We start from the raw sequence: 26,310 nt of genomic DNA on the forward strand, positions 1-26,310 counted from the left end.
GAGGCCCCAGTTCGAATCTGGGCGCCCCGACTTCAACTTTCCGTGTGCGGGGTGCCCGCTGTAGCAACCCATGTAGTAACCCAGCCCGAGCGAGGCTACGTTCACAGAGAGGGGGAACGCAAAGAACCCGACCCTCTCCAAGTGGGCCGGGCTCTTGTGCGGAGTGACTACTCGACAGCCGCAGGAGTGGTCGGCGCACTCCCCCGCGCCCGCCGCCGAGAGCGGCCGGGGCCGTTTTCACGCACGGTGGCTATGGGACGTGTAGCTCTCCCGTGCTCTTGCCGACTTGGTCTAGGCTACCGCCGTCTTGGCGACAACCTGAGCGTTCGTTCTGGCGTTAGCTGCCGCCAGGGCGTTCAGGTGACGGTTGACGTGCGGCACGGCCGCGAACCACATCGCCGACCAGAAGAAGGCGCGCGGCACCGACAGTGGCTTGTTATTCATCGTGCCCAGCGTGGCGATCTCGGCGTTACGAACGATGCCGTAGAACCGCCACAACACCACGAGGTTGTAGATGGGAATGAACAGCCGCCACCAATCCTGCTCAGGCGTTTCGATGCCAGCGCTGCGCAGCCACTCGCAGACATAGGAGTGCCAGAAGTACCAGTAGATCCCCGCGGTGAAGAGCACCTTGACCTTGGCGCCGGACCAACGCATAGACGTTTCCTCCGTGCAACGAGGTGAGCTGTCACCTCTCATTCTGTCAGCGTATTGATTCTGGTCTTCAGGTTCGGGATTGGCATCGAGTCGTGTCATGGCCGTGCGCATGTCGTGGTCCCGCGTGACGACTCCGTCGCAAGGTACGGCCCTGACCGACTGGGGCGCTGCCGCAGCGGCAATGCCATCAGGCTGAATCTCGGTGGGTTTGATCGAACCCCAGGAGTGGTGCTGGGACCCGAAGAGGGCATCGCAATCCATGGTCTGTCGTCGATCAGAGGTTCGCAACTCGATCGTCCGTGCGCGCTCGAAGCAGTGCTCGGCTGCATAGCGATCGCCCGTGTCCCAGAGGATGTGCGCCAGGTGGCGGAGATCGGCGACGACGATGGGGTGCTCGTGTCCGTAGGCTCCTGCGTCGATTGCCAGCGCGCGATGACAGGTGATCCGCGCCTCAGCGAGTGCGCCGGCGTCCTGGAGGACACGGCTGAGGTGGCGAAGGTCAGCCGCTACGGTCGGGTGCCCGGCTCCGTGACACTGTTCATCAACGGCCGCGGCACGTTGGAGGAGCTCGACTGCGAGGGTCCGATCACCGAGGTGGCTGAGCACCCGGCCGAGGAGCTGGAGGTCGGCTGCTACATCGGCGTGAACGGGCCCGTGGGTTGCCTCATGCAGAGCCAGGGCTCGCTCCAGGAGTTCCCGGGCTTCGGCGAGCATCCCAAGGTCATGCAGAACGCAGCCGAGGTCGCGGAGGGCGATTCCCGTCTCTGCATGGTCCGAGCCATGGCGGGCGACCGCTTCGGTGAGCGCGCGCTCCATACGTGCGCGTGCGCCGCCGAGATCGTCGGCATCGTGCAGGAGCCACCGGCCGGAGTCGCCGGCCGCAAGTTGGGGGCGTTCGTAGCGTTCGATGCGCTCAGCGTGGAGAGGACGTGCGACAGCGGCCTGTCGTACCGCTCGGGCTGAGGGTGTTCAGCTCGGCGCCTGAGCAGCCTCCCGCCAGGCACGCCGCCTCCCGAGTGCGGTCCAGAGACCGGGCCGTCAGCCGGGCGTGTGGAGCAGGTGCCGCAGCAGATCGGCCGTCAGGCGAACCAGCGACAGCTCGGCGATGCCGCTGGCCGAGCGTGTTGCCTGAGCAGCGAACGTGTGGCCGTCCTGGGTACGTGCCGCGCCCGTGCCGTTGGTCCAGCGGATCGAGTTGAGCCGTGCCGTCACGTCGGCCAGCGGCTCGCCCGGTACCTGTGGAGGCGGCGGCCGCACCCCCGCCCGGATCGAGGAGGACGGAAGGCTCGGCCGGTCGTGTCCTGGAAGACGCGCGGCGAGGAAGCCCCGCTCGTGGTAGAGGAGCCAGCTCTTCGCGCGCACGGGAAGGGAGTCAGCCGAGGAGAGCACAGGGCTCTCGTCCGGAGCGAGCCCCGGCACACTCCAGAGCGCCGTGCGTGCCCTCGCCCTCAGGCCTCCATCCGCACCGTGCACGAGCATGACGGCGGCCACGAGCGCCGGCTCGAGCGAGCCGGCCCACCGGAGAGTGCCCTGGTGCCACCATCGCGGTTCGATTGCCTCCACCGGGATGGAGTGCGTCTCATGGGCCTCCACGACGGTGGTCTCAGAGAGAGCCCGAGCGCAGTGACCACCGGTGGCGATCGTGCCCGTCGCCAGGACGATGGCGTGATCTGAGAGGTTCGTCACGACGATCCGATCCGCGAGCGGCGGGTCATGCTCCGTGGGCACCGCCTCCTGAGCTGGGTGCCCGATTCGGAGCTCGTCGTTTGCGGCGGGATGGATGGGGACCACCGTCAGACCGAAGCGGTCGAGATGGGCGCCCCCCGATCGCAGGCGTCCGAGCAGTGCTGGGATCAGGGCGGCGACGTCGTGGTGCATTGTTGGGCTGGCTCGGAGCGTGTCGTGGCTGCGTGGGCGTCACCCTGCCTCAGCCAGGCGACAGCTATCTGTCGCCGCGGTACCGCTCCGCGGCCCGGTGGACGGCCTCGGACACGTGCGCCCGGAGCGACGGCGGCTCGAGCACCTCGACGAGATCTCCCCAGCCCAGCACCCAAGGCCGCATCTCCACCTCGCTGGACACCGTGAGGCGCATCTCGACACCGCCTCCGTCGAGCTCGGTGAGACGTGCGCTCGGATGCCAGACGGTCTGCTTCACCCGCCGGGCGGCCCGCGGCTCGAATCGCAGGACGACCTCCTCCTCGCCATCGCCGCGCCAGATTCCCCAGGAGCCGGCAAGGTGGGCGTCCACGTCGAAGTCCTCGGGCACCTCGAAGCGGTGCGCGAGCAGCCGAGCTGAGGCGATCCGGTCGAGGCGGAAGGAGCGGACCTCCTTCGACTTCTCGTCGTAGGCGAGGACGTAGATGGTGCGCCCCTCGGGACGCGGCTCCAGGAAGTAGGGATGGATCGCCCGGCGCGTGGCCTTGCCCTCGGCGTCTTCGTACTCGATCTCGGCGACCCGTGACTGGACGAAGGCCTCGACGACGGTGCGCTCCACCTGTTGCCGCGTTGGGTTGGGCGGCCGCGCCTCGATGGCCACGATGGTCGACTCCAGGTAGCGGACCACCAGGGGGAGGCGGAGCGCGGTTGCCAACTGGGCGAGCGCTCCCACCAGCGCGGGGTCCTGGTTGGGGCGCATCTGGTGGAGCAGCCGAACCGCCAGGAGCAGGGCTGCTGCCTGGTGCTGGTCGAGCTGCATCGCCGGTAGGCGGGTGCGGTCACCGACGCGGAAGCGACCGCTCTCCTCCTCGATGTCGATTCCCGCGCTGTCCCGGAGGGTGGCGAGGTAGCGCTGGACGGAGCGGACCGTCACCTCGAGTTCTTCAGCGAGCTGGGCGGTCGTGAGCCCGGTGCGCGTCTCGCAGAGGCGCTGATACAGCTGGAAGACGCGGATGAACTTCTCGCCCGGCTCGTAGGTGCTTGGCATCCGCGGAGGGTACTGCGCTTCGGCGGCGGTCGTGCTCGACGCCACCTCCGCACCGTGGACCACTGGTCAGGAGCCGAGCCGTCGGCTCGGTGCTCAGACGAGCACGGCGCCACCGTCGACGAGGATCGAGGTGCCCGTGGCCATCGGCTGCTCCATCGCGTAGAGGTAAGCGAGCGCGACGTCGGAGGGTTCACCCACGCGGCCGACGGGTAGGGTGGCGGCGAGGCCGTCGTACAGTGCCTGTTCGTCGTCGCCGGACATGCCGGCCCAGAGCGGGCTGCGGGTGACGCCGGGTGCGACCAGGTTGACCCGAAGGGGTGCGAGTTCGAGGGCGAGCTGCCGGGTGAGTGCCTCCATGGCGCCGCACACGCTCGCTGCGAGCGCCCAGCCTGGGCCGGGGCGCTGGCCGGCGTTGCCGCCGGTGAGCACGATGGAGCCGCGCTCACGCACGGCGCCGGCGACGGTGACCGCGCGGACGACGCCGAGCGCGCCGAAGTAGCGCGTCTCCCAGAGGCTCCGGGCGATCTCCGGGGTGAGGTCAGGCAGCATGGTGAGGTGGAGGGGTTCGCCGGCGGTGTACACCAGGTGGTCGATCGGTCCGGCGTGCTCGACGAGCCGCGCGATCGAGCCGGTGTCGGCGAGATCGACCGTGGCCCCCTCCGCGCGCTTGGGCAGGGTGCCGAGCGCGCGGTCGACGCTTGCAGGATTGCGGGATGCGACGATCGGCGTCGCCCCGCGCTCGGCGGCGGCCTGGGCGACTGCGAGGCCGAGCCCGGAGGTGCCGCCGACCAGGAGGATGCGGGCTCCGTCGAGTGTCACTGGTCGAACCCTTCGTGAGTGGATGCGGTTCGATCTTCGCCCGTGAGCCCACGCCCCGTCCAATACCCTTCGTGGCACCCTGACCCGAACTCGACTCCGGCGAGAGAAAGGGGGGACTTCCGAGTCGACCGTTCAGTCTGTACCATTGCCCCTAATCGGCTGATCGGAGCCGTGTGAGGGCCAACATGAGCGCTGCGACGAAGGTCACCAACCGAGAGACGGAAGCGGTTGACGTGGTGGTCGTCGGCGCCCGATGCGCCGGATCCGCCGCCGCCATCGCCCTCGCCAAGGCGGGACGGCGGGTGGTGGCGCTCGACCGCGCCACCTTCCCGTCCGACACCCTGTCGACCCACGTCATCTTCCCGTCCGGCATCGCCCAGCTGGCCCGGCTGGGCGCGCTGGAGCGCGTGCTCGCCTCGGGCGTGCCGAAGTGCCGGCGGATCATGCTGAGCGCCGCCGGCGTCGATGTGGTCGAGCGCTATCGCGCCGTCGAGGGCATCGACTACGCGATGTGCATGCCCAGGCCGGCGCTCGACCTGGCCCTGGTGTCGACGGCGCGAGGCTTCGGCGCGGAGGTCCGCGAGCACTCCGGTGTCACCGGGGTGCTCTGGGAGGGCGATCGTGCCGCCGGGGTGCGCTATCGCGCCGAGGACGGAGCCACCCGGGAGATCCGGGCGCCCCTGGTGATCGGCGCAGACGGCCGCCGGTCGACGGTCGCCTCGCTGGTCGGCGCCGAGGAGCCGTACCGCGGCTCCCGGAATGGCCGGGGTCTGGCGTTCTGGTACATGGACGACCCCAAGGCGGGCACGCCCTGGCGCGACGTCCTCGTCCAGTGGCGGATCGGAGAGGTGTTCGGGATGGTCTTCCCCACCCCCGACGACCGCATGCTGGTGCTCTTCATGGGCCCGGCGGAGGACATCCCGCGATTCCAGAAGGACGCCAGGGGCATGTGGGAGCAGATGCTCCGGCAGCACCGGCGCCTGGCCGACCGGGTGGAGGGGGCGGGCAACCCCACCAAGCTTCGCGCCACCGCCGACACCTCCTCGTACTTCCGGGCATCGAGCGGGCCGGGGTGGGCGCTGGTGGGCGACGCAGGCCACTTCAAGGACCCGATCATCGCTCAGGGCATCGGCGACGCGCTGCTCTACGGACGCCTGGTCGGCGAGTGCGCCGGACGCACCCTCGACGACCCCCGCGCGCTCGACCGCGCGCTGCTGGAGTGGGAGGCGCAGCGCGACCGTGACTGCCTGCCGGCGTACCATTGGGCGAACAACGAGACCCGGGTCGAGCCACTCTCCCGCCTGACGGTCGAGGCGTTCCGCAGCTTCGCCGCGGCGCCGGATCAGCGGAACATCTCTGACATGTTCTCCCGCGTGCGCAGGCCGGAGACGGTCATCAGCTTCCCTCGCATGGCACTCTGGCTGGCCCGAGCTCTGATGCGGCCCGGAGCACCGCGGCGCAGCCTCGTCCGCGAGGGAGTCCGCGAGACCCGTATCCATTTCGACGTCGTCTACGAGGGATGGAGGCGGGAGTTCCGCTCGCGCCGGGTCGCTGCCTCGGACCATCCCGGTTGGAGACGTGTCCCCGCCCCCGCCGCCGCACGCCCCACCCCCGCAGCGGCCGTGCGCACCCCCTCCGAAACCCCAGAGGAGGCACTGGTATGACCGTCTCCCGCGCACCCGAGCGCTCCCTCCGCATCGCCGTCATCCAACTCGCCGTCCGGTTGGGCGAGGTCGAGCGCAACCTGCGTCACGTCGAGGACCTCGTCGGTCAGGCGGCGCGGGAGCACCATCCCGACGTCATCCTCCTTCCCGAGAGCATGACCACGCCGAACGTGTACTCGCCGGTGATGCGGGAGGTCGCGAGGCCCGTCGACGGCGAGCCCTACCAGCTGCTGCGCCGCCTCGCTCGCGAGTACGGATGCTTTGTGGGTGGCGGCTTCCTGGCGGTGCGCGGGGGCGATGCCAAGGGCACCTACGTGCTCGCCGAGCCCGACGGCTCCACCCACCTCCACGACAAGGACCAGCCCAGCGACTGGGAGAACAACTACTACATCGGTGGCACCGATGACGGGTTCTGCTCCACCTCCCTGGGGCCGGTCGGGTTGGCCAACGGCTACGAGTGGTGCCGCAGCCGGACGGCCTCGCGATTGCGCGGAAGCGTCAACCTTCTGCTCGGCGGCTCGTGCTTCCCCACCTTCCCCTCCTGGCGGGTGACCGCGCCCTGGTTCATGGGGCGTGAGCAGTACTGGATCACCGCACTGTGCCGGGAGATGGTCGGCCGGATGGCGCGCTGCGTCGGCACGGCCGCCGCCGTGGCCGCGCACGTCGGGGACGTCACCTTCCCCACGCCCATCATGCCGCTGATTCCGTGGCCGACGAGGATGGTCGGTGAGTCACAGATCGTCGAGCGCGACGGGCACATCCTGCAGCGCATGGCCTACGAGGACGGTGAGGGGTTTGTGGCTGCGGACGTCCGGGTCGCCGAGCCCGAGCCACTGGACCCGGTGTCGCCCGCCTTCTGGATGGCCCCGATGCCCTTCGGGCAGCACGCGGCCTGGCAGGCCCTCAACCTCCAGGGGCGCATCAACTACCGCCGTGCCAAGCGTGCGCGGAAGTTCCCGTGGCAGGCGTGGCCCAGCAGCGACCTGTTCGCGTATCAGCCACCGGAACCCGGCGCCGGCAAGGAGCCTGCGCCTCTGATGGACCTCCGTACTCGGGGAGTCGGATAAGCGGCCCGCGCCCCGCCGGGTGTTCAGGGCTGGAGGCGCGACCGCATCCACGAGCCCCGCTCGCTCCGGTACAGGAGCCGGTCGTGCAGCCTTCCGCTGCGGCCCTGCCAGAACTCGACCTCAGCGGCGACCACGCGGTAGCCGCCCCAGTGCGGCGGCTTCGGCACCTCAACGCCGGCGAAGCGCTCGCCGACTCGCTGCACCTGCTCCTCGAGCGCCTCGCGCGAGACCAGCGAGCGGCTCTGCCGCGAGGCCCACGCTCCGACCTGCGCTTCGCGCGGCCTGGTGGCGAAGTAGGCCGCCGCGGTGGTGTCGTCGAGGCGCTCCACCCCGCCGCGAACGCGAACCTGCCGCCAGGTCTCGTACCACCAGAACGTGAGGGCCGCGTGAGGCGTCTGGCCGAGCTGCTCCGCCTTCGCACTCTCGACGTTGGTGAAGAAGGTGAAGCCGCGGTCGTCGATGGCGTTGAGAAGGACCATGCGCACGTCCGGCATCCCGTCGGCGCCGACGGTCGCCAGCGCCATGGCGTTGGGCTCCTTCGCGCCAGCGCCGATCGCGTCTGCCATCCAGACACGGAACTGGTCGAGCGGGTCGGCGGCGAATCCTCCGACGTCGAAGTCAGTACGTCTGGGGTCGGGGTCGGAGGCCGTCACGCCGGTCATCGGAGTGGAGCCCAGCACCTGTTCATGTGCGATCCTCATGCGTCGGCATCGTCCACCCAAAGTACATGCTGGCCTCCGTCGGGGTCTCACGCCGCTGCCAGGAGGTCTCCGCGCTGGGCGATGAGCACGGCCCGGAGCGTCACCGGCGGATGTCCGGTCAGGCGCTCGAAGGCCGGGTCGACCACGTCGAAGTACCCCCGGCGGGCGGCGCGCCCGAACGCGATGACGGGCTGGATGAACGACAGGGGCGTGCCGATGGAGCCGAGGACCCAGGTGAGCACCGCGTCGCCGAGCTGGACGACCGTCAACGGCTGTCCGCTCACCTCGGCGTAGAGGTCGGCCAGGTCGCGTGCGGACAGGGCCTCGGACCCGGTGATCTCGTAGGTCCTGCCGGCGTGGCCGTCGGTCGTGAGGGTGATCGCGGCCGCCTCGGCGCAGTCTTGGCGCGAGATGAAGGCGATGCGCCCGTCGCCGAGGTTCGTGACCAGCCGGTGGTTCCTGACCGCCACCGCGGCGGGTGCGAGCTGCAGCTCGGCGAAGCTTCCGAACCGCAGCACCGTCCAGGACAGCCCGCTGCGGTGGAGGATCGCCTCGGTCTGGCCCGCCTCCCGGGCGATGGCGCCGATCGGATTCCTGGCTTCGGGTTTGACGTGTGACGTGAACACCACGTGGCCGACCCCGGCCGCCGCGGCGGCGTCGAGGGCCGCACCATGCTGGCGTGCCCGACCACCGAGGGCATCGGTGCTGATCAGGAGCATCCGGTGGCCGCCGGCGAAGGCGTCGCGCAGCGAGGCCGGGCGGTCGAAGTCGCCGTGGCGGACCTCGGCACCGCGGGCGCTGAACTCGCGCAGGGCCTCGGGACGGCGAGTGACCAGGATGAGCTGCTCCGGCGGGATGCGCTCCAGCAGCTGTTCGGCGACCAGGCGGCCGATGTGGCCCGCCGCTCCTGTGACGATGACTCTCATGGGAATCTCCGATCGGTTGACAGCAGCCTGACGACCCAGGCTACGGAGCTCGGAGGCGCAACAGGACCGACCAAGAGATGGGGTCTACCGTACGAGAGGCCAGCCGTACCGAGGGCATCGGCGCCGTTGAATGGACGCAGACCCGACGTCGACCCGCCGCCGTGCGGTGGGAGGAGGATGCGACCCCATGCCCTTCGCGAGGAACGGATCAGTCAAGCTCCACTGGGAGAGCTACGGTCAGGGACCGGCCGTGCTGCTCGTCGCCGGACGAGGGATGATGGTCGACGGGTGGTGGATGACCATCCCGGTCCTGGCCCGCTCGTTCCGGGTGATCGCCTTCGACAACCGCGACACCGGACGCAGCAGCCGGCTGCCGTGGTTCTACACGGTGGGGCAGATGGCGGACGACGCCGCGGCTGTCCTCGACGCCGCCGGCGAGCAGCGCGCCCACGTGTACGGCATCTCGCTGGGCAGCCTGGTGGCGCAGGAGGTGGCCCTCCGTCATCCGGACCGGGTCGAGGCCCTCGTCCTCGGATCCAGCTCCGCCGGCGGCTTCGCCGCCTATCTGCCCTCGTCGTTCGCGGGCACGTTCCTCGCCCGGGCCGGGGGGATGGGGCCGGAGGAGGCGGAGTGGGCGGCCGTCGCCTACACCTATGGCGAGAAGACCCGCCGGCATCACCCCGAGCGCATCTTCGCGGACATCGCCCATCGGATGAGCTCGCCCGTCGAACCCCTCGGCTACCTTCACCAGGCGGCCGCCGTGGCGACCCACAACGCGTTCGAGCGGCTCAACACGGTGTCCGCCCCGACGCTCGTCGTCCATGGCGAGCAGGACGTCACGGTGCCGCCCGCCAACGCGCTGGTGCTGGCCGACAAGATTCCCGGGGCGCAGCTGCGACTGTGGCCGGACGCCGGTCACATGTACGTCATCGATGAGCCGCGAGCCGATCGGGACATCGCCCGCTTCCTCCTGCAGCACTCCGCAGTCCGGGCCGCGCCGGGTGCCGGCCGGAACGGTTGCGGCCATGATGGGGGGGAACTCGAGGGGGTGCTGACCCTCCCCGCCGCATCGGCCACACCGAGAGCTCGGCGAGCGCGGCGAGGTGCTCGGGCGCGAGGGTGAACGGCGTCAACCCTCGACCCCGGATGCCGCAGGCTCCAGCCGGCGACCCGCGTGCTCACACCGTCACCCCCCGGTCCGACTCCACGGGCCCGGAACCCGCGCCGGTCCTGAGGAGCGCCTGGGCGATCTCGGCCAGGTCCTCCCCGGTCAGCCGGAGCGAGCCGGCGCCGATCCAGCCCTCGACCTGGGCGGCATCGCGCGCGCCGACGATGGCGCCGGTCACGCCCGGCCAGGCGAGCGTCCAGGCCACGGCCACCGCCGAGACCGTCGCACCGTGGCGCTCGGCGATCGGCCGCAGCGCGTCGCGCAGGGCGAGGTTGCGCGACAGGTTCGGCTCGACGAAGGGCGCGGAGCCCCGCCGCCAGTCGTCGCCGGCCATGTTCGCGACGCGCTCCGCCGAGAACGTGTCGGTGAGGATGCCCGACTGCATCGGGCTGTAGACGATCACCCCGGTGCCGCGCGCCGACACCCAGGGAATGACGTCGGCGCCGGCGTCGCGCCGGATCAGCGAGAAGGGAGGCTGCAGCGAGTCCACGTGGCGGATCGACTCGGCCCGCTCGAACAGGGCGATGTCGAAGTTGGAGACGCCGGCGGCGCGGACCTTGCCCTCGTCCACGAGGCGGGCCATCTCGCCCCAGGACTCCTCGATCGGGGTGCCGATCGCATCGGGCCAGTGGAACTGGTAGAGGTCGATGCGCTCGACGCCGAGGCGCGTGAGCGACGCCTCGACCTCGCGGCGGATGGACGCGGGGTGCAGGGTGCGCTGCGGCTCCTCGTAGGGCCTGGCGGGGTCGGGAACCATGCCGCCCTTGGTGAAGACGTGGGGGCGGTCCGCCGCGGGGATCTCGCGCAGCGCCCGGCCCACCACCTCCTCGGAATGGCCGAGGCCGTAGATGGCGGCGGTATCGATCCAGTTCACACCCCGCCGGACCGCCTCGTGGATGGCCGCGATCGAGCGGGAGTCGTCCTGCGGCCCCCAGCCGTAGGCCCAGCCGCCCCCTCCGATCGCCCAGGCTCCGAAGCCCACGGTCGTGATCTCGAGGTCGGTGGTGCCGAGCCGTCGCATGTTCAGCGTCATCGGTGAGCTCTCCCTGTGTAGTTCGATATCAAGATACTCCGCAGAATACTACGTAGTCAAGAAGCTCCACGTCGAAGTATCATGTGCTCATGACCGAGGACGCCATCGATCGGATCGTCGAGGAGTGGAACCGCGAGCGCCCCGAGCTCGACGGCTCGTCGACCCACGTCCTGCAGCGCATCACCCGGCTCTATCTCCTCCAATCGGCCAGCTTCGCGGAGGTCTTCGGTCGCTACGGCCTCACCTTCGGCGAGTACGAGGTGCTGGCCGCCCTGGTGCGGTCCGGCCCGCCCCACCGGATGAGGCCCAGCGAGCTGGGCGGCGCCGTGGTGCTCTCATCGGGGGCGATGACCCACCGCATCGACCGGGTCGAGGCCGCGGGCATGGTGGAACGCCTCCCCGATCCCGACGACCGCCGCGGCACCCTGGTCGCGCTCAGGGAGAAGGGGCGCCAGGTCGTCGACGAGGCGGTCCGCGCCCACCTCGCCAACGAGGAGCGGCTCCTCGCTGCGCTCTCTGCCGAGGAGCGCCGGCAGCTCACCGCACTGCTGCGCAAGCTGCTCGTCTCCGAGCCCTTCGTGGCGCTGGACCCCAACCGCCCGGCCACCACGAACAGCCGGGTCGTCGACCAGGCGGCGCCAGCCCGGAGGCCACGCCGCCGCTGAGCGAGGGGCGATGGCGTCACCACCTCCGCCAGGCCCAGGATATTGTCAGGATTGCGGCGTGGAGAGTGAACCCTCATGGAGCGACCGGTCGACAGGAGCGGACGATGAACGAGGTGCGCATCGAACGCGTCGGCCCACGTCCGCTCGCGGCGATTCGCGCGACCACCAGCCGCAGGCGGCTGGGGACGGACATCGTGAGACTTCTGGACATCATCTGGCCCGTCCTCCGCGAGCTCAAGGTCCGCACCGGGCACAACGTCGTCGTGTATCAGGGCAACCAGGGCGGCACCCTGCTCGTCGACGTCGGCGTCGAGGCCCTCTCCGAGTTCGCAGCTCGAGGTGAGATCCGGGCGACGTCCACTCCGTCAGGGGAGGTCGCGACGACGGCGTACCACGGCGAGTACTCGGACCTCGCGCCGGCGTACGCCGCCCTGGAGCGGACCTGCAGGGAGACCGGGCGCCGCCCGGCCGGAGTCAGCTGGGAGGTCTACGGCGACTGGGACGACGACCCGGCGCGACGCCGAACCGATCTCTTCCTCCTGCTGGAGCCGGAACCGCGGGGCTGAGGAGGGTGGAGCGGCCGCTCGCACACGCCTCGGCGCCGTGGCGTGTGCGTACCGCCGGATGGCCGGACGCCGCCGACGTACACCATCCTGTCGAGAAGCCGGCCGCGAGACGGACGCAGGTAGGCTAGGTGCCGGCCACCCCGGATTCAGTCGACGCCTGCCGCGGAGCGCTCCGCCCGGCCGGTGACAGGAGGACCACGATGCAGCTAGGCGACACCGCCCCGGACTTCGAGGCGGACACCACCCAGGGCAGGATCAAGTTCCACGACTGGATCGGCGACTCGTGGGCGGTCCTGTTCTCGCACCCCAAGGACTTCACCCCGGTCTGCACCACCGAGCTGGGGTACATGGCGAGGATCTCGCCCGAGTTCGAGCGCCGCAACGTCAAGGTCATCGGGCTCTCGGTCGACCGCATCGACAACCACGAGAGGTGGGCCGACGACATCGAGGAGACCCAGGGCTCCCGGCCCGACTACCCGATCATCGGCGACGCCGACTTCAACGTGTCGAAGCTCTACGGGATGCTGCCGGCGAGCGTCTCCGGAGACCCGGCGAAGCGCACGCCGGCGGACAACATGACCGTCCGCAACGTCTTCGTGATCGGCCCGGACAGGAAGATCAAGCTGATCCTCGTGTACCCGATGACGACCGGCCGGAATTTCGACGAGGTGCTGCGGGTGATCGACTCGCTGCAGCTCACCGCGAAGCACCGGGTCGCGACGCCGGTCAACTGGAAGCAGGGCGAGGATGTGATCATCGCCGGCTCGGTGTCCGACGACGAGGCGCAGCAGATCTTCCCGGGCTACAGCGCGCCGAAGCCCTACCTGCGCATCACCCCGCAGCCGCGGTAGTGGACGCAGCAGCTCCTCGCGGCCGGCCGCGAGGAGCTGCCGCGGTCCGCCGGCGTGGGGCCCTGAGGTGATGCGCCGGACCTCGTGGCATACTGCCGCGATGGCCGGGCACGACCCCAAGGCGGACCTTCTCCGCTCCCTGCAGGCCGCTCGCGAGGCCCTGCTCTGGAAGCTCGACGGGCTGTCGGAGTACGACGTCCGGCGGCCGATGACCCCGACCGGGACCAACCTGCTCGGGCTCGTCAAGCACGTGGCCAACGTCGAGTTCGGCTACTTCGGCGAGACCTTCGGCCGGCGCCCTGCGGAGCCGCTCTCCTGGTTCGAGGAGGGCGCCGAGCCCAATGCCGACATGTGGGCGACGGCCGCTGAGACGCGGGAGCAGATCGTCGGCCTCTACCACCGGGCATGGGCCCACGCGGATGCGACCATCGAGGCGCTGCCGCTGGACGCCCTCGGGCACGTGCCCTGGTTTCCGGAGGACCGGCGGGAGGTGACGCTGCACCGGATCCTGGTGCACGTGATCGCCGAGACCAACCGCCATGCCGGGCACGCCGACATCGCGCGCGAGCTCATCGACGGTGTGGTGGGGCTCCGCAGGGACAACTCCAACATGGCCCCGGGTGACCCGGACTGGTGGGAGGGCTACCGCGGCCGGCTGGAGCACGCCGCCCATGAGGCCTCGGCCGGCACGACCAGGTAGCCGCCGCACCGCCTCGACGGCCGGGTCCTCGATCGGGGCGCCCGAGACCGCGGGGGCACGGTCCTGGTGCTCATCGCTCCAGGGATCTCACGGCCTCCGGCGTGCTCACCCGCCACACCAGCCGGCCGCTGTCGTGGTCGCGGCAGAGGTGGCTCTCGACGCGTCCGAAGGGCCGGCCGCAGGTGCTGCAGTGGTGGTCGGGGTGCTTCACGTCGCCACAAGCGTGATCTCACGGATCGCGTTCGGCGGCCGTACGGAAGGACAGAAGACCCCTGTCCGCCGACGCGGTCGGGGTGATCGGCTCCTTCGTCGGTGACGTCGCCGCCCACCTGCGAGCCGGCGATCGTGCCATCGCCGCACCGCTGATGCTCGAGGTGCTCGCCATCGCCGCCCTGGTGCTGCGCATCGCCTCCGCGTGAACCGGGCGGCCGACCAGCCCGACGCCCGCCGGCCTCGCGGCCGCGGCCGGTGAGGTGCCCTCGGGTGGATCCGATCGGCGGTGGTGGGCCGGCCTGGCCGCCTCGGGGTTCGCGCCATCACGGGCGGCAGCCGCTGGTCGCCCGGGGGTGTGCTCGGGAGTTCCGGTCAACTCCATCAGCGGCGCCTGGTCGAGCTGCGTGCGCGAGGCGATCCCGAGCTTTGTGAAGACCTTGTGCAGGTGGTACTCGACGGTGCGCGGGCTGATGAAGAGCCGGGCGGCGATCACCTGGTTGGAGTGGCCGGCCTGGGCGAGGCCCGCGATCTGCAGCTCCTGCGGGGTGAGCTCGTAGGCCGTCTCCACGCTCCGCTTGCGGGCGTGCTCGCCGGTGGCGAGGAGCTCGCGGTCGGCGCGCGCGGCGAAGCCCTCGGCGCCCATGGACACGAACATGTCGCGGGCGGTGCGCAGCTGCTCACGCGCCTCCACCCGCCGGCGCTCGCGGCGCAGCCATTCGCCGTAGAGGAGGTGGGCCCGGGCGAGCTGCGCGGTTGCCCGGCAGCGGCCCAGCCGCTCGATGGCCTCGCGGTGGAGCTCGTCGGCGACCTCGCCGTCGCTGAGCAGCGCCCGGCAGCGGGCCTCGAAGCCGAGCGCCCACTCGGTCCCGCTCGCCTGGGTCTGCTCGGAGAGCCGGACGAGCGCCGCGGCGGCGAGCTCGGGCTCGCCGGCCCGCACCGCAGCCTCGATGTACTCGGGGAGCACCCGGGTGGCGAAGAGCTCCTGGTGCTCGCACGCCTGCCGGGCGGCGGCGAGCGCCTCCGCATAGTTGCCCCGGCCATTCTCCAGCACCGCGGTGGCGTACTCGGTGAAGGTGATGAGCATCCCCTCGCCGCGGGCCTCGGCGTCCCGGACGCAGGCGTCGATCAGCGCCGCCGTCTCCGCCTCCCGCCCCCGCCAGGCGGCGAGCTTGAGGGCGCCGTAGCTGACCCGCGCGCCGGCGGTGGCCTCGGTGATGGCGGCCGCCTCCTCGATCAGGACCGCCGCCGTGGCGAACTCGCCGGCGTGCACGTTGAGGCCGGCGAGCTGGTTGAGGGCGATGGGCAGCCGGGAGAGCGCTCCCGCCTCGCGGGCGCGCTCCACCTCGCGGATGGCCAGGGCATAGGTGGCGTCGTCATCCCACACGTCCGCGGCGGTGCTCCAGGCGAGACCCAGCCATCGGACCTCGTCATCCTCCTGGAAGGTCCCCAGGGCGCGCCGCAGGAGGGGCACACCGGCGGCCCAGCCGTCGGTGAGCAGGGTCGCCAGGCCGTCGAGGAGGAGGTCGACCGCCCGGGGCGCACCCCGCACCGGAGGCGCCAGCCGGGCCGCCTCGGCGGCGTCCAGGACCCCCCGGCCGCCGCCGAGCCGGCCGGCGAACATCGCCGCCTCCAGTGCCTGCAGGTGGGTCTCGCGGGCCAGCCGGGGATCGAGGGGCTCGAGCCGCCGGGCCGCCCTGATGAGCAGCGGCGGGGCGTCGCTGCCGCGGCTGGTGGCGAAGGTGATCTCGGCGCGCAGCAACTCCAGCCGGCCCCCCTGCAGCGGGTCGAGCGGCCCTGCCTCGGCCAGGGACAGGAGGCCCAGGGCAGCGTCCGGCGCCCCCGACCGCAGCTTGGCGCCGGCGGCGGCGAGGGTGCGCGCAGCCCGGCGGGCGGGGTCGGGGGTGAGGGCCGCGGCCCGCTCCAGGAAGGCCGCCGCCGCCGCCAGGCCGCCGCGAGCCTGGGCCCGGTCCGCGGAGCTCTCCAGGTCGCCGGCGACCTCCTCGTCGGATTCGAGGGCCGCCTCGGCCCGGTGCCAGGCGCGACGGGCGGGATTGAGGTCGGGGTCGAGGGCATCGGCGATCGCGCGATGGGCGTCGCGGCATTCGTCGGGCGATGCGGCGCGGTGCACCGCAGAGCGCACCAGCGGGTGACGGAAGCCGACCTGCGCGCCGATGTGGAGCAGCCCGTCGGCCTCGGCCGGGGCGGCGGCGTCGGGGCCGATCCCCATCCGCTCCGCCGCACGCCAGAGCAGCTCCGGCTCGCCGCAGGGCTCGACCGCCGCGATCAGGAGCAGCCGGCGGGTGTCCTCGGGGAGGGCCTGGATGCGGCGCAGGAAGCTCTCCTCGATCCGGCCGGTCAGCGGCTGCGGGGCGGTCAGCCCGAAGCCGCCGGCGAGGTCGGCGGGCGTCAGGCTGCGGGGTAGCTCGAGGAGGGCGAGGGGGTTGCCCTGGGCCTCGGCGACGATGCGGTCGCGCACCCGCTCGTCGAGCCGGCCCGGGATCGCCGCGCCGATCAGCATGCGGGCGTCGGCGTCGGCCAGACCGGTGAGCTCCAGCTCGTGGATCCCCGCGAACTCGCCCGGGGGACTGGGGTCGCGCACCGCGAAGAAGAGCGCGACCGGCGCCGCGTGGAGGCGGCGGCCCACGAACGCCAGCACCTGTGCGGAGGCCTGGTCCAGCCAGTGGGCATCCTCGACGATCCCCAGCAGGGGCCGGTCCTCGGCAACCTCGCCGAGCAGCCTCAGCACCGCCAGGCCGACGAGGAAGCGATCCGGGGCGGCGCCGGCGGTCAGACCGAAGGCCGCACTGAGCGCGTCGCGTTGCGGCCCGGGGAGGCGGTGGAGGCGGCCGAGCATCTGCCCGCAGAACTGGTGGAGCCCGGAGAAGGCGAGCACCATCTCCGACTGGACGCCGGTGGCACGCGCGTGCCGGAAGCCCGACGCGGACGCCGTCGCGTGGGCGAGGAGCGCGGACTTGCCGATCCCCGGAGCGCCACGCACCACCAGAGCGCCGCTCCCCCCGGAGCGGACCGAGGCGAGCAGATCGTCGATGGCCTGGCGCTCTCGGCGCCGGCCGTGCAGCGCGACCCTCATGCGGTTTCCCGGGTCCGGGTGCCGGTCATGGAGACAGCGTGCGGTGCGCAGGGGGCTTTCCGCCACGTCCTGCTGGGGGAAATGGGGTGACCGGCGTTACCCGAGGCAGCCGCGGTGCCACCGTCGACGGGTGGCCTCCTGTCCCGACAGGACAGGCAGGTGAGAACAGGGTGCCCTCCGAGGACTGGCAAACACCGACGAGATCTTGTAGGATCGCCGCCCAAGGAGGCTGGCGTGACCGCGGCTCTCGACTTCGGCATCCCCGGGCTGAACCTGGCCCCAGGCGATCACGTCTGTGCGCTCTACATGGGCGCGGCCGAGCGTGACGCGATCCTCTTCCCCTTCCTCCAGGCCGGTCTGCGCTCGGGCCACACGTGCATCTGCATGATCGACGACCGGACCGAGGTGGTACGGGCCGGGCTCTGCGACGGAGCTGACGTCGACGCCTGCATCGCATCCGGGCAGCTGGAGATCCACACGTCGCCGGCGGCGCATCAGGGCGTCGTCGCCGGCCGGTTCACCCCCGAGGACATGATCCACTTCCTGGAGGACTGGGTCGGAAGGGCGATGCACGGCGACGTCCAGTTCGCCCGCGTGGTCGGCGAGATGACCTGGGGCCTCCGCGACCTCACCGGACTCGACGAGCTGTGGCGCTTCGAATCCGAGTTCAACCGCTACGTGCTGCGGTACCCGCAGTGGGGGCTCTGCCTCTACGACCTCGAGCGCTTCGGCGGCGGCATCCTCGTCGACGTGCTCAAGACCCATCCCAAGATCCTGCTCGGCGGCATGGTGCTCCACAACCCGCACTACCTCACCCCGGACGAGTTTCTCGCCCAGAGGAGTTGACCCGAGCGACCCATCCCGAAGAGGGGGACGACACCGGCGCCTCGCTGCGTGGCCAGCTCTCCAACCTCCAGGGCCTCCTCGTCCTGTCGATGCGGATGACCGAGACCGGGGATGAGCAGCGGATCCTCCACCTGGCGACCACCGCGGTGCCCTCACTGAGCGCGTGCCGCCTCTGTGGCGTGCACCTCATCGACGGGGGGTGGCGGGCCACCGCCGGTGCGTGCGAGCGTGCCGAGGTGCGCGCCGACCTCGAGGCGCAGTTCGCCGTGCTCAGCAGCGCCGGTGGGGCGGTGGCGATCCTCCACGAGGCCTGGGCCTGGGCCTTCAGCCTGCGCAGCATCCAGGGGCATTTCGGCTTTCTCCTGGTGAGCGCCGCCGCGGAGCCGCCCCCCTCACAGCAGTTCCTGCTGCGGGTGCTGGCCCAGCAGACCGGGATCGCGCTCGCCAATGCCCGTCGGGACGCCCACGAGCGGGCCAGCGCCGCCGAGCTGAAGGCGGCGAACGGCGCGCTTGCGGGCACGGTCCACGCCCTCGAGCAGAGCACCGCGATCCACCAGCGTCTCACCCAGGTCGCGATGGCGGTGGAGGGTGAGGCGGGCATCGCACGGGCGATCCACGAGCTCACCGGCTACCCGGTCGCCGTCGAGGATCGGCGCGGGCACCTGCGTGCCTGGGCGGGGCCCGACCGCCCCACCGTCGCTCCGGCGATGTCCCGCGAGCGCCGCGAGCGGATGCTCCGACGGGCGCTGGCCGAAGCCAGGCCGATCCGCGACGGCGACCGCCTGCTCACCGTGGTCAGCCCGCGCCGCGACGTGCTCGGCGTGCTGGCGCTCATCGATCCCGCCGACACCGCGGGGGTCGTGGAGCAGGTGGCGCTGGAGCACGGCGCCACCGTGCTCGGCATGGAGCTGGCCCGCCTGCGCAGCCTCGCCGAGACCGAGCTGCGGCTGCGCCGTGACCTGGTCGAGGAGCTGCTCACCGGCATCGACGACGAACGCGCGCTGGCTCGGGCCGAGGCGCTCGGCTACGACCTCCGGCGGCCCCACCGTGTCGCCGTCGTCGAGCCCGGGATCAACCGGCAGGACGATGACGACGCCTTCTTCGACGCGGTCCGTCGGGCCACGGTCGCCGGCGACCCCGGACCGCTCATGGTCGCCCGCGGGGGCGTCGTGGTGGTGGTCTCGCACGCGGAGAGCGACTGGGAGGAGTTGCGCGCCGCGGTGCTCGCCCACCTGTCCGCAGGGCGGTGCCGCATCGGCGTCGGAGGCAGCTGCGACCACCCCGCCGACCTCCCGCGCTCCCACCGCGAGGCCCAGCTCGCGCTGCGCGTGCAGCGAGGCTCCGGCGGCCCCGACCAGACGACCCTCTTCGACCAGCTCGGCGTCTACCGGCTGCTCGCGGACGTGCGCGAGCAGGAGGGCGTCGACCGCTTCGTCCGGGAGTGGCTGGGCACGCTGCTCGACTACGACGAGGGCAGGGGAGGGGACCTGGTCGCCACCATCGGCCGCTACCTGGAGTGCGGCGGCAGCTACGACGCCACCGCGGCGGCGCTCGGGGTGCACCGCAGCACGCTGAAGTACCGGCTGCAGCGCATCCGCGAGATCTCCGGGCGCGACCTCACCGATCCCGACACCTGCTTCAACCTGATGCTGGCCTCACGCGCCCGGGCCACGCTCACCGCAATGCGCGCCGCCGATCCCTGACGGCCGTCCCACGCTGGCCGGCCGGGCAGGGTCAGGCCTGTGCGTGGGAGGGACGATCACCTCGATCGGACCGGTCAGCGGAACCTCAGGACGTCGACCTTCAAGCTCTTGACGGTGTAGTTCTCGCCGCCCTTCGAGCATGAGTTGCCGAACTTCGCGGTCAGCTTGTGCGGGGTGTCCCGGCCCGGCTCGCTGAGCGTGCCGATGATGAAGGGCATGGTGACGGTACCCGAGGTGGGTGGGGTGGGGGCGGCGGCGAAGGTCGTCGCGCTCCCGTCCACCGACAGCGTCAGCGCGTTCCCGAACCCGCCCGTGCAGCTCGAGGGGATGGTGATCGAGACGGTCCCCGCGAGGAGCTCGAGCTCGTTGGCGGGCTGCGTCCAGGTGCTGCCGTTGAGCGGGATGTCGGTGGACCCGCCCTTGGTCGCCACCACCGACGGCGACGCGAGACGCGCGCTGGCGCCGATGCTGCTGCCGGTCACCGCAGGCCCGGACGGATCCGCCGGACCCGGGGTGGCGGTGGCGGCGCCGGTGCCGCCGATCCCCTGGCCGGTGAGCTGGAACGGGGTGACCGCGGAGCTGTCCACGGCGGCGGTGTGGACGCACCCCGGCCTGAGGGCCGCCGCGGCGTAGGAGGTTGCGGCGAGGGATGCGCAGAGCGCGATGTAGCCCACGGCATTGCCGCGAACGTGGGCGGAGATCCTGTGACTCATGCGAGGCTCCGATTGACGTTGGGGGGGCCGGGACAGCGTCACCTCGATCGGCTCCCGTCGCAGCCGGCCCAGGGTCCGGCACCCGCTGTCCGTCCGGCCAGCCCCGCCCTCCGGCGGACGTTCCGCAGGTTCGTGGTTGAATGAGGAGAAACGGCTCCGGACGGGGTCAGGAGGCGACGGTCGTGATCTTCGAGCAGTACTACCTCGAATGCCTCTCGCAGGCGTCGTACCTCGTCGCCGACGAAACCACCGGCCGCGCCGTCATCGTCGACCCTCGCCGCGACATCGACCAGTACCTCGAGTCGGCGAGGGAGCACGGTGTCAGGATCGAGCTGGTCATCGAGACGCACTTCCATGCCGACTTCCTCTCCGGTCACCTCGAGCTGGCGCGGGCGACCGGCGCCGAGATCGCCTTCGGGGCGCGCGCGAAGCCCGAGTTCGCGGCGCGAGCGCTGCACGACGGTGAGCGGATCAGGCTCGGCGACGTGGCCCTCGAGATCCTGGAGACCCCCGGGCACACGCCCGAGTCGATCAGCATCGTCGTGTACGAGCACCCCGACGACACCGTCCCCTACGGGGTGCTCACCGGCGACACCCTGTTCATCGGCGACGTCGGGCGGCCCGACCTGCTCTCGTCGCTCGGAGCGACCTCCGACCAGCTCGCGAGCATGCTCCACGACTCGCTGACCGGCAGGCTCATGAGGCTCCCCGACCCCACCCGTGTGTTCCCGGGACACGGCGCCGGCTCGGCGTGCGGCAAGAACCTGTCCACCGCCCTGTCGTCGACGATCGGCGAGCAGCGCGCATCGAACTACGCGCTCCAGCCGATGTCGCGCGAGGAGTTCGTCCACGTCGTGACCGAGGGTCAGTCCGCGGCGCCCGCATACTTCGCCTTCGACGCGATGCGCAACCGCGAGGCCCACGAGCTCCTCCACGAGCACGAGGCCCCGACACCGCTGACGATCGAGGCCGTCCTCGAGCACGGCCGCCGGGGTGCGGTCCTGCTCGACACCCGCGAGCCCGGTGCGTTCGCGACCGGCAGCCTGCTCGGCTCGGTGAACGTCGGTCTCGAGGGTCGCTACGCGCAGTACGTCGGCAGCGTGGTGCGCCCCGACGAGCAGATCGTGCTGCTGACCGAGCCGGGCACCGAGCTCGAGGCGAGGATCCGGCTCGGCCGGATCGGCTACGACCGCGTCGTCGGATGCGTCGAGAACCTCTACGAGGTGTTCCAGCAGCACCCCGAGCTGGTGCGGGCGGGCTCGCGGCTCACCGCCGCGGCCTTCGACGAGAGACGGCGCACCATTCCCGGCCTCCAGGTCGTGGATGTGCGAAACCCGGGCGAGGTCGAGCAGGGCTCGGTGCCGGGCGCCGCCGCCATCCCCCTGCCGCGACTGCGCGAGGAGATCGGCAGGCTCGACCCGACCCTGCCCACCGTCGTGCTCTGCGCGGGCGGCTACCGCTCGTCGATCGCTGCGAGCCTGCTGCGCCGTGTGGGCTTCGACGACGTGTCCGACGTCCTCGGCGGCTACCAGGCCTGGGAGGGCGCGCAGTCGCGCAGGGCTGTGATCACCTGACCGCCAGACCCGTGGTGTCGCTGAGGAACTCCGCCATCCCGTCGAGCTCGGGGGAGACGAGGATGGCACTGATCACCAGCGCCGCGGTGCGGCGCCCGACCGGCTTCGCCCGGAGGATGCGGCTGACCACCGCGACGCCGACCCCGGCCCTGACCGCGAGCTCGTCGGCACTGACGCCCCGTCCGTCCATCGCAGCCCGGACCCTCTCGACGTCGAGCACGACGTAGGGGGAGTGACGGGAGGGGAAGATGGCGATCGTGGCACTGCTGGTCATGACCCAGCGATGCTGACGCGGGCGCGGGCGCGGGCCACTGGCCGGTGGGACGGCCCCGGGCGGCCCGCGCGGACGGTGACGGTGGGCACCCTCTCCGCGCCCCGGCGTCGCCACCGGGTCGCTGAGGGCGCGCATCCGGGGGGAGGTGCTGGTGTCCTGATCCGGCCAATTCAGTGCAGAACATCGTATGGACGCGCCGCCAGCAAGAACCTCGGACGGACGGTCTGAGGCTTTCTGATACCTTGGGTGGCATGAGGCCCGTCACCGAGGGAGGAGCCGGAGCCATGTCGAGTAGGACGGTGTCGCGGACGCTGCTCACCGCCTGGATCCGTGCCGCGGAGGTCCTCGCGGCCGCGGTCATGTATGCGGCGGTGGCGGTTGCCGCGGCGCTGGCGCTGCACATCGTGCTCGTGTTCCTCGACGCCAACCCGGCGAACGCCATCGTGATCTTCGTACGGGGCCTCGCCGACCGCCTCGTCGGCCCCTTCCAGCTGCTCTTCACCCCCAAGGACCCGAAGCAGCAGGTCGCCATCAACTACGGGCTGGCCGCAGCGGTCTACCTGGCGGCGGGCGGCCTCGTCTCACGGGCGATCCGTGCGCTGGGAGGCAGGTTCGCCCGCTGACCCGAGCCGCCACCTCAGGAGATCTCGTGCATCCGCGGGTGCTCGTGGAAGAAGCGGAGCATCTCCCGGGTCGCATCGGGCCCCAGCGGATCGGTGAACGAGCCGGCACGGCTGCCTCCCGACCAGGCGTGGCCCGCGCCGTGGATCAGCCAGCACTCGGCGACGACCTGACCGCCGGCAGCGCGGTGGATCGTGCGGGTGAACGCGCGCCCTCGCGGCACCTGTCCGCTGCTGCTCGCCGCCGTGCCGTCCGGCAGCCCGGCCGCCTCGAGCACCCGCTGCGCATTGCGGGCGTTCACGGTGGTGTCCCTGTCGCCGTGGAAGACGATCGTGGGCACGGTGGTCCTTCCGGCAGGGGCCGCCGTTCCCGACGCTCTCGGTGCACCCTGCCGCATCGCGGCGAACGCCGTGGGAAGGTCGTGCGCCGCACCGGCGGGAATGCCCGAATGGACGGCGACGGAGGCGTACAGCTCGGGGTAGGCGGTCGCCGTGATCGCCGCCATCGCCCCGCCCGCCGACATGCCGGCGAGGTGGACACGGCGATCGTCCACACGGTGGAGGGACATGACCTGCCGGGTGATCCCGGAGATGATGGCGGGCTCACCGCCGTCGCGCCGCTGGTGCGCCGGCAGGAACCAGTTCCAGCACCTCGACGGGTTGGCGGCGGTGCTCTGTTCCGGGTATGCCACCAGGAACGTGCCCTCCTCGGCGAGTGCATTCAGCCGGGTCCCGGCGGCGGACTGTTCGGGGTTCTGGGTGCAGCCGTGGAGCATGACCACCAGGGGCACCGGCTGCCCGGCGCATCCGCTCGGGACATAGAGCCGGTACGCCCGGGAGCCCGCCGCGCCGGTGTACGAGTACGAGAGGAACCGCCCCGTCGACGGCGGTGCCTCCACCGGCGGCATCAGGGCCGCGCGGGAAGGCGTGGAGACGAGCGTGGCCGGCCCGCCGCCGGCGAGGGCACGTCGAATCGTCGCGGTGGCCTCGGCCGGGTTGCCGGCGAGGGTGAGGCGCAACGCCTCGTTCATGCGGCGCCGGATCTCGTCGATGGCTGCATCTCCCGTGGATGGACTGGTGACGGTGGGTCGGTCGAGCGGGCGGGCGACGGAAGGGCGCCGCGGATCACGGCGACCTGATCCGTCCCGCGAGCGCCGCCTTCACCGCAGCGGGGGCGCGGAGCGCGCCGAGGACGGCGACGGAGTCGATGGTGGCGAGGGCCAGCTCCGGTGACACGTCGGCGGCGATGCTCGCCAGCCCGAGAACGTTGATCTGCACCGTCTCACCGGCGGCGCGCAGCGCCTCCAGCTCGGGCCTCGTGTAGTGCTGCACGCCGAGCACCAGGGTCTTGCGGGCCACCGAGTGCCGCACCGCGTCGGCGTGGGTCGCGAGCTGGGTTCTGATCGCGGTGCGGATGAGGTCGGTGCGGTTGGCGTAGAAGCCCTCGAGCACCAGCAGGTCGATCTGGCCGAGATCGACCGGACCGAGGTTGATCGTGATCTTCTCGGACTCGCCGAGGGCTACCATCCGGTGACCATCCCTATGGATGGTGAGGGGATGGTGTACGGCCTGTCAAGCGCGTGCCGAGCGCTCCTCCCGGGCCGGCGGATGGCGGCCTGACGGGATCCGGCGCGGGAGGAGGTCCGGGGCGTCCTCGCCGGGGAGAGGCGCCTGTGTATTAGCATACATTATGATAGTACTAATGTGTAATAATCCACCCAGCGTTCGCAATCCAGCGGACCGAGGAGAGAAACGATGGCAGGTGGATTGGTCGCCGGCACGATTGCCGGGACGGTGGGCGCGGTCGCGATGCAGAAGGTCATGGCCGGTGCCCAGGAGTCGAACAGGATGGGCGAATCCGGTCCTGAGGCGTTCACCGGCGAGCTGCTCGACCGGGCCGACGCGAGCACCGACGCGTCCACCGAGGACAACGTGACCGACCTCGGGCACCTCGCCTTCGGGGCCGGCGCCGGCGCCCTGTTCGGGCTCGCCCTCAAGGTTCTGCCGTTCCCCGCGATGGTGGTCGGCCCCCTGTTCGGCCGCATCGTCTGGGACGCGATGTACAAGGGCGTCGCTCCCGCGGTCGGCGCGATGCCGGCCCCGGAGGACGACCATCCCGGACGCCCCGAGACGATGGAGAAGGCCCACCTCGTGTACGGCGGGGTGCTCGGCGCCCTCGTCCCCGTGCTCCGCCGCGTGCTCTGACCGCGCTGGCGGCGGGTCGGGGTCAACCTCCGGCCACGCCGCCCGACCCCGGGATCGATCCTCCCGGCGGGGGTTGGCCATCCCCCGGGCCGGTCACCCGTCAACCCGCGTGGGGCGGGACCGCTCACGCGCGGCCCCGCCCCTCGAGGAGGGTGCTGGTGGCTACGCCGCGGAGGTGCGGCGGCGGGCGAGGGTCGCGAGCAGCCCGAGGCCGCCGGCGAGGAGGGCGAAGCCTCCGAGGCCGAGCGAGATGCCCGTGAACGGGGTGCTGGGCTGCACATCAGCGCTGGTCGGGCCGGCCACGACGCCGGTCTTCGGGGCCCCGGCTGCGGGGACGGTCGGAGTGGACGTCGCCGCCGCGGCGCCGGCGCTGGAGCTGGTCAGCACCCCGGCCGCCTGGCCGGGGGCGCCGAGGAGGTTGTCGACGGTGCCGATCGCGGACGCGGCCACCCCGCCGGCGGCTCCGACCTGGAGCAGGTTGATGGTGCCCACGCCGGGGAGGCTGATCGGGATCCCGCCGTCGTGCGAGGCGAGGAGCTGCTGGCCGTTGATCGAGGCGACGTACGTGGTCCCGGTCCCGTCGCTCGAGGTGTCCGAGTGGAGGACGATGATCGCCAGACCGCCGTTCAGCAGGGTGGCGTCGACGCCGTTGTTCGCGGCGTCACCATGGGACGCGGAGGGGCTGAACAGCGCGTTGCTGGTGGCCTCGAGCACCGCCACGGTGGCCACCTGGCCATTGCCCAGCGCCAGGTCCGCGAGCGCCGAGCGCGAGTGCGACGAGGAGGACAGCCCGGACGCCTGCGCCGCCGTCATCCAGTCGGCGAGCGCGAGGGCGAGCAGCGGGTTCGCGGGAAGCGTCAGCAGAGCGCCGCTCTGGGCGCCGTTGCTCGATGCCTGCCCCGCCGAGAGGTCCTGGCCGAGGAGGCGCAGTGCCTGGGCCCCCGCCTGGGACGAGCCCGAGCCGGCGACCGCGTTGGTGCAGCTGATGCAGGAGTCGATGATGCCGAGGTTGGCGCCGTTGGCGACCGCCCTGCCGGACGGGGCGCCGGCGGCGGTGGCCGAGGACGCGGCGGCCGGGGTCGCGGGGTGGACCAGGAGGCCGGTCACGAGCGAGAGCGGTCCGCCCGTGGATGCGACGAGGGGCACCGCCGAGAGGGGCGCCGAGATCGCCGACGGGAGGGTGGCAGCGGAGGCGCTGCCGGCGCCCAGGGCGAGCTGAAGGACGCCGGCGAGTGCCAGCGGAGCCGTGGTGGTCACGAGACGATTCATGGGTTCTCCTTGTCTCCGGGCCGCGAGCCGCCACACTCTTCGACCACCTTTTTTATATCGTT

The 26,310-nt window shown here is 71.7% G+C and carries 27 protein-coding genes; 13 read left to right on the forward strand and 14 right to left on the reverse strand.

Annotated elements, in window-relative coordinates:
* Nucleotides 1–291: 291 nt before the first annotated feature.
* A complete protein-coding gene (locus VGL20_03415) occupies nucleotides 292–657 on the reverse strand; it encodes a hypothetical protein (GenBank protein ID HEY2702718.1) in 366 nt (121 codons plus the stop codon).
* A 225-nt stretch (nucleotides 658–882) separates the two neighbouring features.
* Between VGL20_03415 and VGL20_03420 the strand changes: the two genes are divergently transcribed.
* A complete protein-coding gene (locus VGL20_03420; protein HEY2702719.1) occupies nucleotides 883–1,620 on the forward strand; it encodes a hypothetical protein in 738 nt (245 codons plus the stop codon).
* Between the two features lie 75 nt (nucleotides 1,621–1,695).
* Here the strand turns inward: VGL20_03420 and VGL20_03425 are convergent, their stop codons facing one another.
* The 3 genes from VGL20_03425 to VGL20_03435 form a co-directional block, all read right to left on the reverse strand.
* On the reverse strand, nucleotides 1,696–2,535 hold the full coding sequence (locus VGL20_03425) for a DUF6569 family protein (protein ID HEY2702720.1): 840 nt from the start codon (nucleotides 2,533–2,535) through the stop codon (nucleotides 1,696–1,698).
* A 64-nt stretch (nucleotides 2,536–2,599) separates the two neighbouring features.
* On the reverse strand, nucleotides 2,600–3,580 hold the full coding sequence (locus VGL20_03430) for a transcriptional regulator (GenBank protein HEY2702721.1): 981 nt from the start codon (nucleotides 3,578–3,580) through the stop codon (nucleotides 2,600–2,602).
* A gap of 93 nt (nucleotides 3,581–3,673) precedes the next feature.
* Nucleotides 3,674–4,399, reverse strand: coding sequence for an SDR family oxidoreductase (locus VGL20_03435; protein HEY2702722.1), 726 nt, complete (start codon nucleotides 4,397–4,399; stop codon nucleotides 3,674–3,676).
* Nucleotides 4,400–4,584: 185 nt separating this feature from the next.
* Between VGL20_03435 and VGL20_03440 the strand changes: the two genes are divergently transcribed.
* Complete coding sequence (locus VGL20_03440; GenBank protein ID HEY2702723.1) at nucleotides 4,585–6,063, forward strand: FAD-dependent monooxygenase; 1,479 nt, start codon at nucleotides 4,585–4,587, stop codon at nucleotides 6,061–6,063.
* Complete coding sequence (locus tag VGL20_03445; protein HEY2702724.1) at nucleotides 6,060–7,130, forward strand: carbon-nitrogen hydrolase family protein; 1,071 nt, start codon at nucleotides 6,060–6,062, stop codon at nucleotides 7,128–7,130. Before VGL20_03440 ends, VGL20_03445 begins: the two co-directional genes overlap by 4 nt.
* Nucleotides 7,131–7,153: 23 nt before the next feature.
* On the opposite strand, the gene pdxH is transcribed toward VGL20_03445, so the two are convergent.
* Nucleotides 7,154–7,831, reverse strand: coding sequence for a pyridoxamine 5'-phosphate oxidase (gene pdxH / locus VGL20_03450; GenBank protein HEY2702725.1), 678 nt, complete (start codon nucleotides 7,829–7,831; stop codon nucleotides 7,154–7,156).
* Between the two features lie 47 nt (nucleotides 7,832–7,878).
* Nucleotides 7,879–8,757 (reverse strand): NAD(P)H-binding protein, encoded by an 879-nt coding sequence (locus VGL20_03455; protein HEY2702726.1) that lies wholly within the window; start codon nucleotides 8,755–8,757, stop codon nucleotides 7,879–7,881.
* Between the two features lie 187 nt (nucleotides 8,758–8,944).
* On the opposite strand from VGL20_03455, the gene VGL20_03460 reads away from it, so the two are divergent.
* On the forward strand, nucleotides 8,945–9,880 hold the full coding sequence (locus VGL20_03460; protein HEY2702727.1) for an alpha/beta fold hydrolase: 936 nt from the start codon (nucleotides 8,945–8,947) through the stop codon (nucleotides 9,878–9,880).
* A 55-nt stretch (nucleotides 9,881–9,935) separates the two neighbouring features.
* On the opposite strand, the gene VGL20_03465 is transcribed toward VGL20_03460, so the two are convergent.
* Nucleotides 9,936–10,958, reverse strand: a complete 1,023-nt coding sequence (locus tag VGL20_03465; protein HEY2702728.1) for an aldo/keto reductase — start codon at nucleotides 10,956–10,958, stop codon at nucleotides 9,936–9,938.
* 89 nt (nucleotides 10,959–11,047) lie between these two features.
* Between VGL20_03465 and VGL20_03470 the strand changes: the two genes are divergently transcribed.
* From VGL20_03470 to VGL20_03485, 4 genes are all read left to right on the forward strand, one after another.
* Nucleotides 11,048–11,623: a MarR family transcriptional regulator gene (locus tag VGL20_03470; GenBank protein ID HEY2702729.1), complete on the forward strand. Its 576-nt coding sequence runs from the start codon at nucleotides 11,048–11,050 to the stop codon at nucleotides 11,621–11,623.
* 104 nt (nucleotides 11,624–11,727) lie between these two features.
* On the forward strand, nucleotides 11,728–12,189 hold the full coding sequence (locus VGL20_03475; GenBank protein ID HEY2702730.1) for a GyrI-like domain-containing protein: 462 nt from the start codon (nucleotides 11,728–11,730) through the stop codon (nucleotides 12,187–12,189).
* Between the two features lie 200 nt (nucleotides 12,190–12,389).
* The gene (locus VGL20_03480) at nucleotides 12,390–13,040 is read left to right on the forward strand and encodes a peroxiredoxin (protein HEY2702731.1); all 651 of its coding nucleotides are present in this window, start codon (nucleotides 12,390–12,392) and stop codon (nucleotides 13,038–13,040) included.
* A 100-nt stretch (nucleotides 13,041–13,140) separates the two neighbouring features.
* On the forward strand, nucleotides 13,141–13,740 hold the full coding sequence (locus tag VGL20_03485) for a DinB family protein (protein ID HEY2702732.1): 600 nt from the start codon (nucleotides 13,141–13,143) through the stop codon (nucleotides 13,738–13,740).
* Nucleotides 13,741–13,810: 70 nt separating this feature from the next.
* Here VGL20_03485 and VGL20_03490 read toward each other — a convergent pair whose 3' ends face one another.
* Nucleotides 13,811–13,951: a hypothetical protein gene (locus VGL20_03490; GenBank protein ID HEY2702733.1), complete on the reverse strand. Its 141-nt coding sequence runs from the start codon at nucleotides 13,949–13,951 to the stop codon at nucleotides 13,811–13,813.
* Between the two features lie 18 nt (nucleotides 13,952–13,969).
* On the reverse strand, nucleotides 13,970–17,044 hold the full coding sequence (locus VGL20_03495; GenBank protein ID HEY2702734.1) for an AAA family ATPase: 3,075 nt from the start codon (nucleotides 17,042–17,044) through the stop codon (nucleotides 13,970–13,972).
* Nucleotides 17,045–17,278: 234 nt separating this feature from the next.
* Here VGL20_03495 and VGL20_03500 point away from each other — a divergent pair, with 234 nt between their 5' ends.
* Both VGL20_03500 and VGL20_03505 read left to right on the forward strand, forming a co-directional pair.
* Nucleotides 17,279–17,890, forward strand: a complete 612-nt coding sequence (locus tag VGL20_03500; GenBank protein HEY2702735.1) for an MEDS domain-containing protein — start codon at nucleotides 17,279–17,281, stop codon at nucleotides 17,888–17,890.
* Nucleotides 17,887–19,593 (forward strand): helix-turn-helix domain-containing protein, encoded by a 1,707-nt coding sequence (locus tag VGL20_03505; protein ID HEY2702736.1) that lies wholly within the window; start codon nucleotides 17,887–17,889, stop codon nucleotides 19,591–19,593. The genes VGL20_03500 and VGL20_03505 overlap by 4 nt, the downstream gene beginning before the upstream one ends.
* A gap of 74 nt (nucleotides 19,594–19,667) precedes the next feature.
* On the opposite strand, the gene VGL20_03510 is transcribed toward VGL20_03505, so the two are convergent.
* Complete coding sequence (locus VGL20_03510; protein ID HEY2702737.1) at nucleotides 19,668–20,306, reverse strand: hypothetical protein; 639 nt, start codon at nucleotides 20,304–20,306, stop codon at nucleotides 19,668–19,670.
* Between the two features lie 182 nt (nucleotides 20,307–20,488).
* Between VGL20_03510 and VGL20_03515 the strand changes: the two genes are divergently transcribed.
* Nucleotides 20,489–21,880 (forward strand): rhodanese-like domain-containing protein, encoded by a 1,392-nt coding sequence (locus tag VGL20_03515; GenBank protein ID HEY2702738.1) that lies wholly within the window; start codon nucleotides 20,489–20,491, stop codon nucleotides 21,878–21,880.
* On the opposite strand, the gene VGL20_03520 is transcribed toward VGL20_03515, so the two are convergent.
* A complete protein-coding gene (locus tag VGL20_03520; protein HEY2702739.1) occupies nucleotides 21,873–22,154 on the reverse strand; it encodes a hypothetical protein in 282 nt (93 codons plus the stop codon). The genes VGL20_03515 and VGL20_03520 overlap by 8 nt on opposite strands.
* Nucleotides 22,155–22,438: 284 nt before the next feature.
* Between VGL20_03520 and VGL20_03525 the strand changes: the two genes are divergently transcribed.
* On the forward strand, nucleotides 22,439–22,777 hold the full coding sequence (locus VGL20_03525) for a hypothetical protein (protein HEY2702740.1): 339 nt from the start codon (nucleotides 22,439–22,441) through the stop codon (nucleotides 22,775–22,777).
* 14 nt (nucleotides 22,778–22,791) lie between these two features.
* On the opposite strand, the gene VGL20_03530 is transcribed toward VGL20_03525, so the two are convergent.
* Entirely contained in the window at nucleotides 22,792–23,805 is a 1,014-nt protein-coding gene (locus VGL20_03530) for a PHB depolymerase family esterase (protein ID HEY2702741.1), read from the reverse strand.
* A 94-nt stretch (nucleotides 23,806–23,899) separates the two neighbouring features.
* Nucleotides 23,900–24,301, reverse strand: a complete 402-nt coding sequence (locus tag VGL20_03535) for a CopG family transcriptional regulator (GenBank protein HEY2702742.1) — start codon at nucleotides 24,299–24,301, stop codon at nucleotides 23,900–23,902.
* A gap of 228 nt (nucleotides 24,302–24,529) precedes the next feature.
* On the opposite strand from VGL20_03535, the gene VGL20_03540 reads away from it, so the two are divergent.
* Nucleotides 24,530–24,979, forward strand: a complete 450-nt coding sequence (locus VGL20_03540; GenBank protein HEY2702743.1) for a hypothetical protein — start codon at nucleotides 24,530–24,532, stop codon at nucleotides 24,977–24,979.
* Nucleotides 24,980–25,141: 162 nt separating this feature from the next.
* Here the strand turns inward: VGL20_03540 and VGL20_03545 are convergent, their stop codons facing one another.
* Nucleotides 25,142–26,248, reverse strand: a complete 1,107-nt coding sequence (locus VGL20_03545; GenBank protein HEY2702744.1) for a hypothetical protein — start codon at nucleotides 26,246–26,248, stop codon at nucleotides 25,142–25,144.
* Nucleotides 26,249–26,310: the final 62 nt, after the last annotated feature.

The organism is Candidatus Dormiibacterota bacterium (assembly GCA_036495095.1).
Classification (GTDB): domain Bacteria; phylum Chloroflexota; class Dormibacteria; order Aeolococcales; family Aeolococcaceae; genus CF-96.

Bases quoted from the DNA above. Each gene is read 5' to 3' on its own strand.
- VGL20_03415 (HEY2702718.1), bottom strand. From the start codon at position 657: ATGCGTTGGTCCGGCGCCAAGGTCAAGGTGCTCTTCACCGCGGGGATC.
- VGL20_03425 (HEY2702720.1), bottom strand. From the start codon at position 2,535: ATGCACCACGACGTCGCCGCCCTGATCCCAGCACTGCTCGGACGCCTG.
- VGL20_03430 (HEY2702721.1), bottom strand. From the start codon at position 3,580: ATGCCAAGCACCTACGAGCCGGGCGAGAAGTTCATCCGCGTCTTCCAG.
- VGL20_03440 (HEY2702723.1), top strand. From the start codon at position 4,585: ATGAGCGCTGCGACGAAGGTCACCAACCGAGAGACGGAAGCGGTTGAC.
- VGL20_03445 (HEY2702724.1), top strand. From the start codon at position 6,060: ATGACCGTCTCCCGCGCACCCGAGCGCTCCCTCCGCATCGCCGTCATC.
- pdxH (HEY2702725.1), bottom strand. From the start codon at position 7,831: ATGAGGATCGCACATGAACAGGTGCTGGGCTCCACTCCGATGACCGGC.
- VGL20_03455 (HEY2702726.1), bottom strand. From the start codon at position 8,757: ATGAGAGTCATCGTCACAGGAGCGGCGGGCCACATCGGCCGCCTGGTC.
- VGL20_03460 (HEY2702727.1), top strand. From the start codon at position 8,945: ATGCCCTTCGCGAGGAACGGATCAGTCAAGCTCCACTGGGAGAGCTAC.
- VGL20_03465 (HEY2702728.1), bottom strand. From the start codon at position 10,958: ATGACGCTGAACATGCGACGGCTCGGCACCACCGACCTCGAGATCACG.
- VGL20_03470 (HEY2702729.1), top strand. From the start codon at position 11,048: ATGACCGAGGACGCCATCGATCGGATCGTCGAGGAGTGGAACCGCGAG.
- VGL20_03475 (HEY2702730.1), top strand. From the start codon at position 11,728: ATGAACGAGGTGCGCATCGAACGCGTCGGCCCACGTCCGCTCGCGGCG.
- VGL20_03480 (HEY2702731.1), top strand. From the start codon at position 12,390: ATGCAGCTAGGCGACACCGCCCCGGACTTCGAGGCGGACACCACCCAG.
- VGL20_03485 (HEY2702732.1), top strand. From the start codon at position 13,141: ATGGCCGGGCACGACCCCAAGGCGGACCTTCTCCGCTCCCTGCAGGCC.
- VGL20_03495 (HEY2702734.1), bottom strand. From the start codon at position 17,044: ATGAGGGTCGCGCTGCACGGCCGGCGCCGAGAGCGCCAGGCCATCGAC.
- VGL20_03510 (HEY2702737.1), bottom strand. From the start codon at position 20,306: ATGAGTCACAGGATCTCCGCCCACGTTCGCGGCAATGCCGTGGGCTAC.
- VGL20_03520 (HEY2702739.1), bottom strand. From the start codon at position 22,154: ATGACCAGCAGTGCCACGATCGCCATCTTCCCCTCCCGTCACTCCCCC.
- VGL20_03525 (HEY2702740.1), top strand. From the start codon at position 22,439: ATGTCGAGTAGGACGGTGTCGCGGACGCTGCTCACCGCCTGGATCCGT.
- VGL20_03530 (HEY2702741.1), bottom strand. From the start codon at position 23,805: ATGAACGAGGCGTTGCGCCTCACCCTCGCCGGCAACCCGGCCGAGGCC.
- VGL20_03535 (HEY2702742.1), bottom strand. From the start codon at position 24,301: ATGGTAGCCCTCGGCGAGTCCGAGAAGATCACGATCAACCTCGGTCCG.
- VGL20_03540 (HEY2702743.1), top strand. From the start codon at position 24,530: ATGGCAGGTGGATTGGTCGCCGGCACGATTGCCGGGACGGTGGGCGCG.
- VGL20_03545 (HEY2702744.1), bottom strand. From the start codon at position 26,248: ATGAATCGTCTCGTGACCACCACGGCTCCGCTGGCACTCGCCGGCGTC.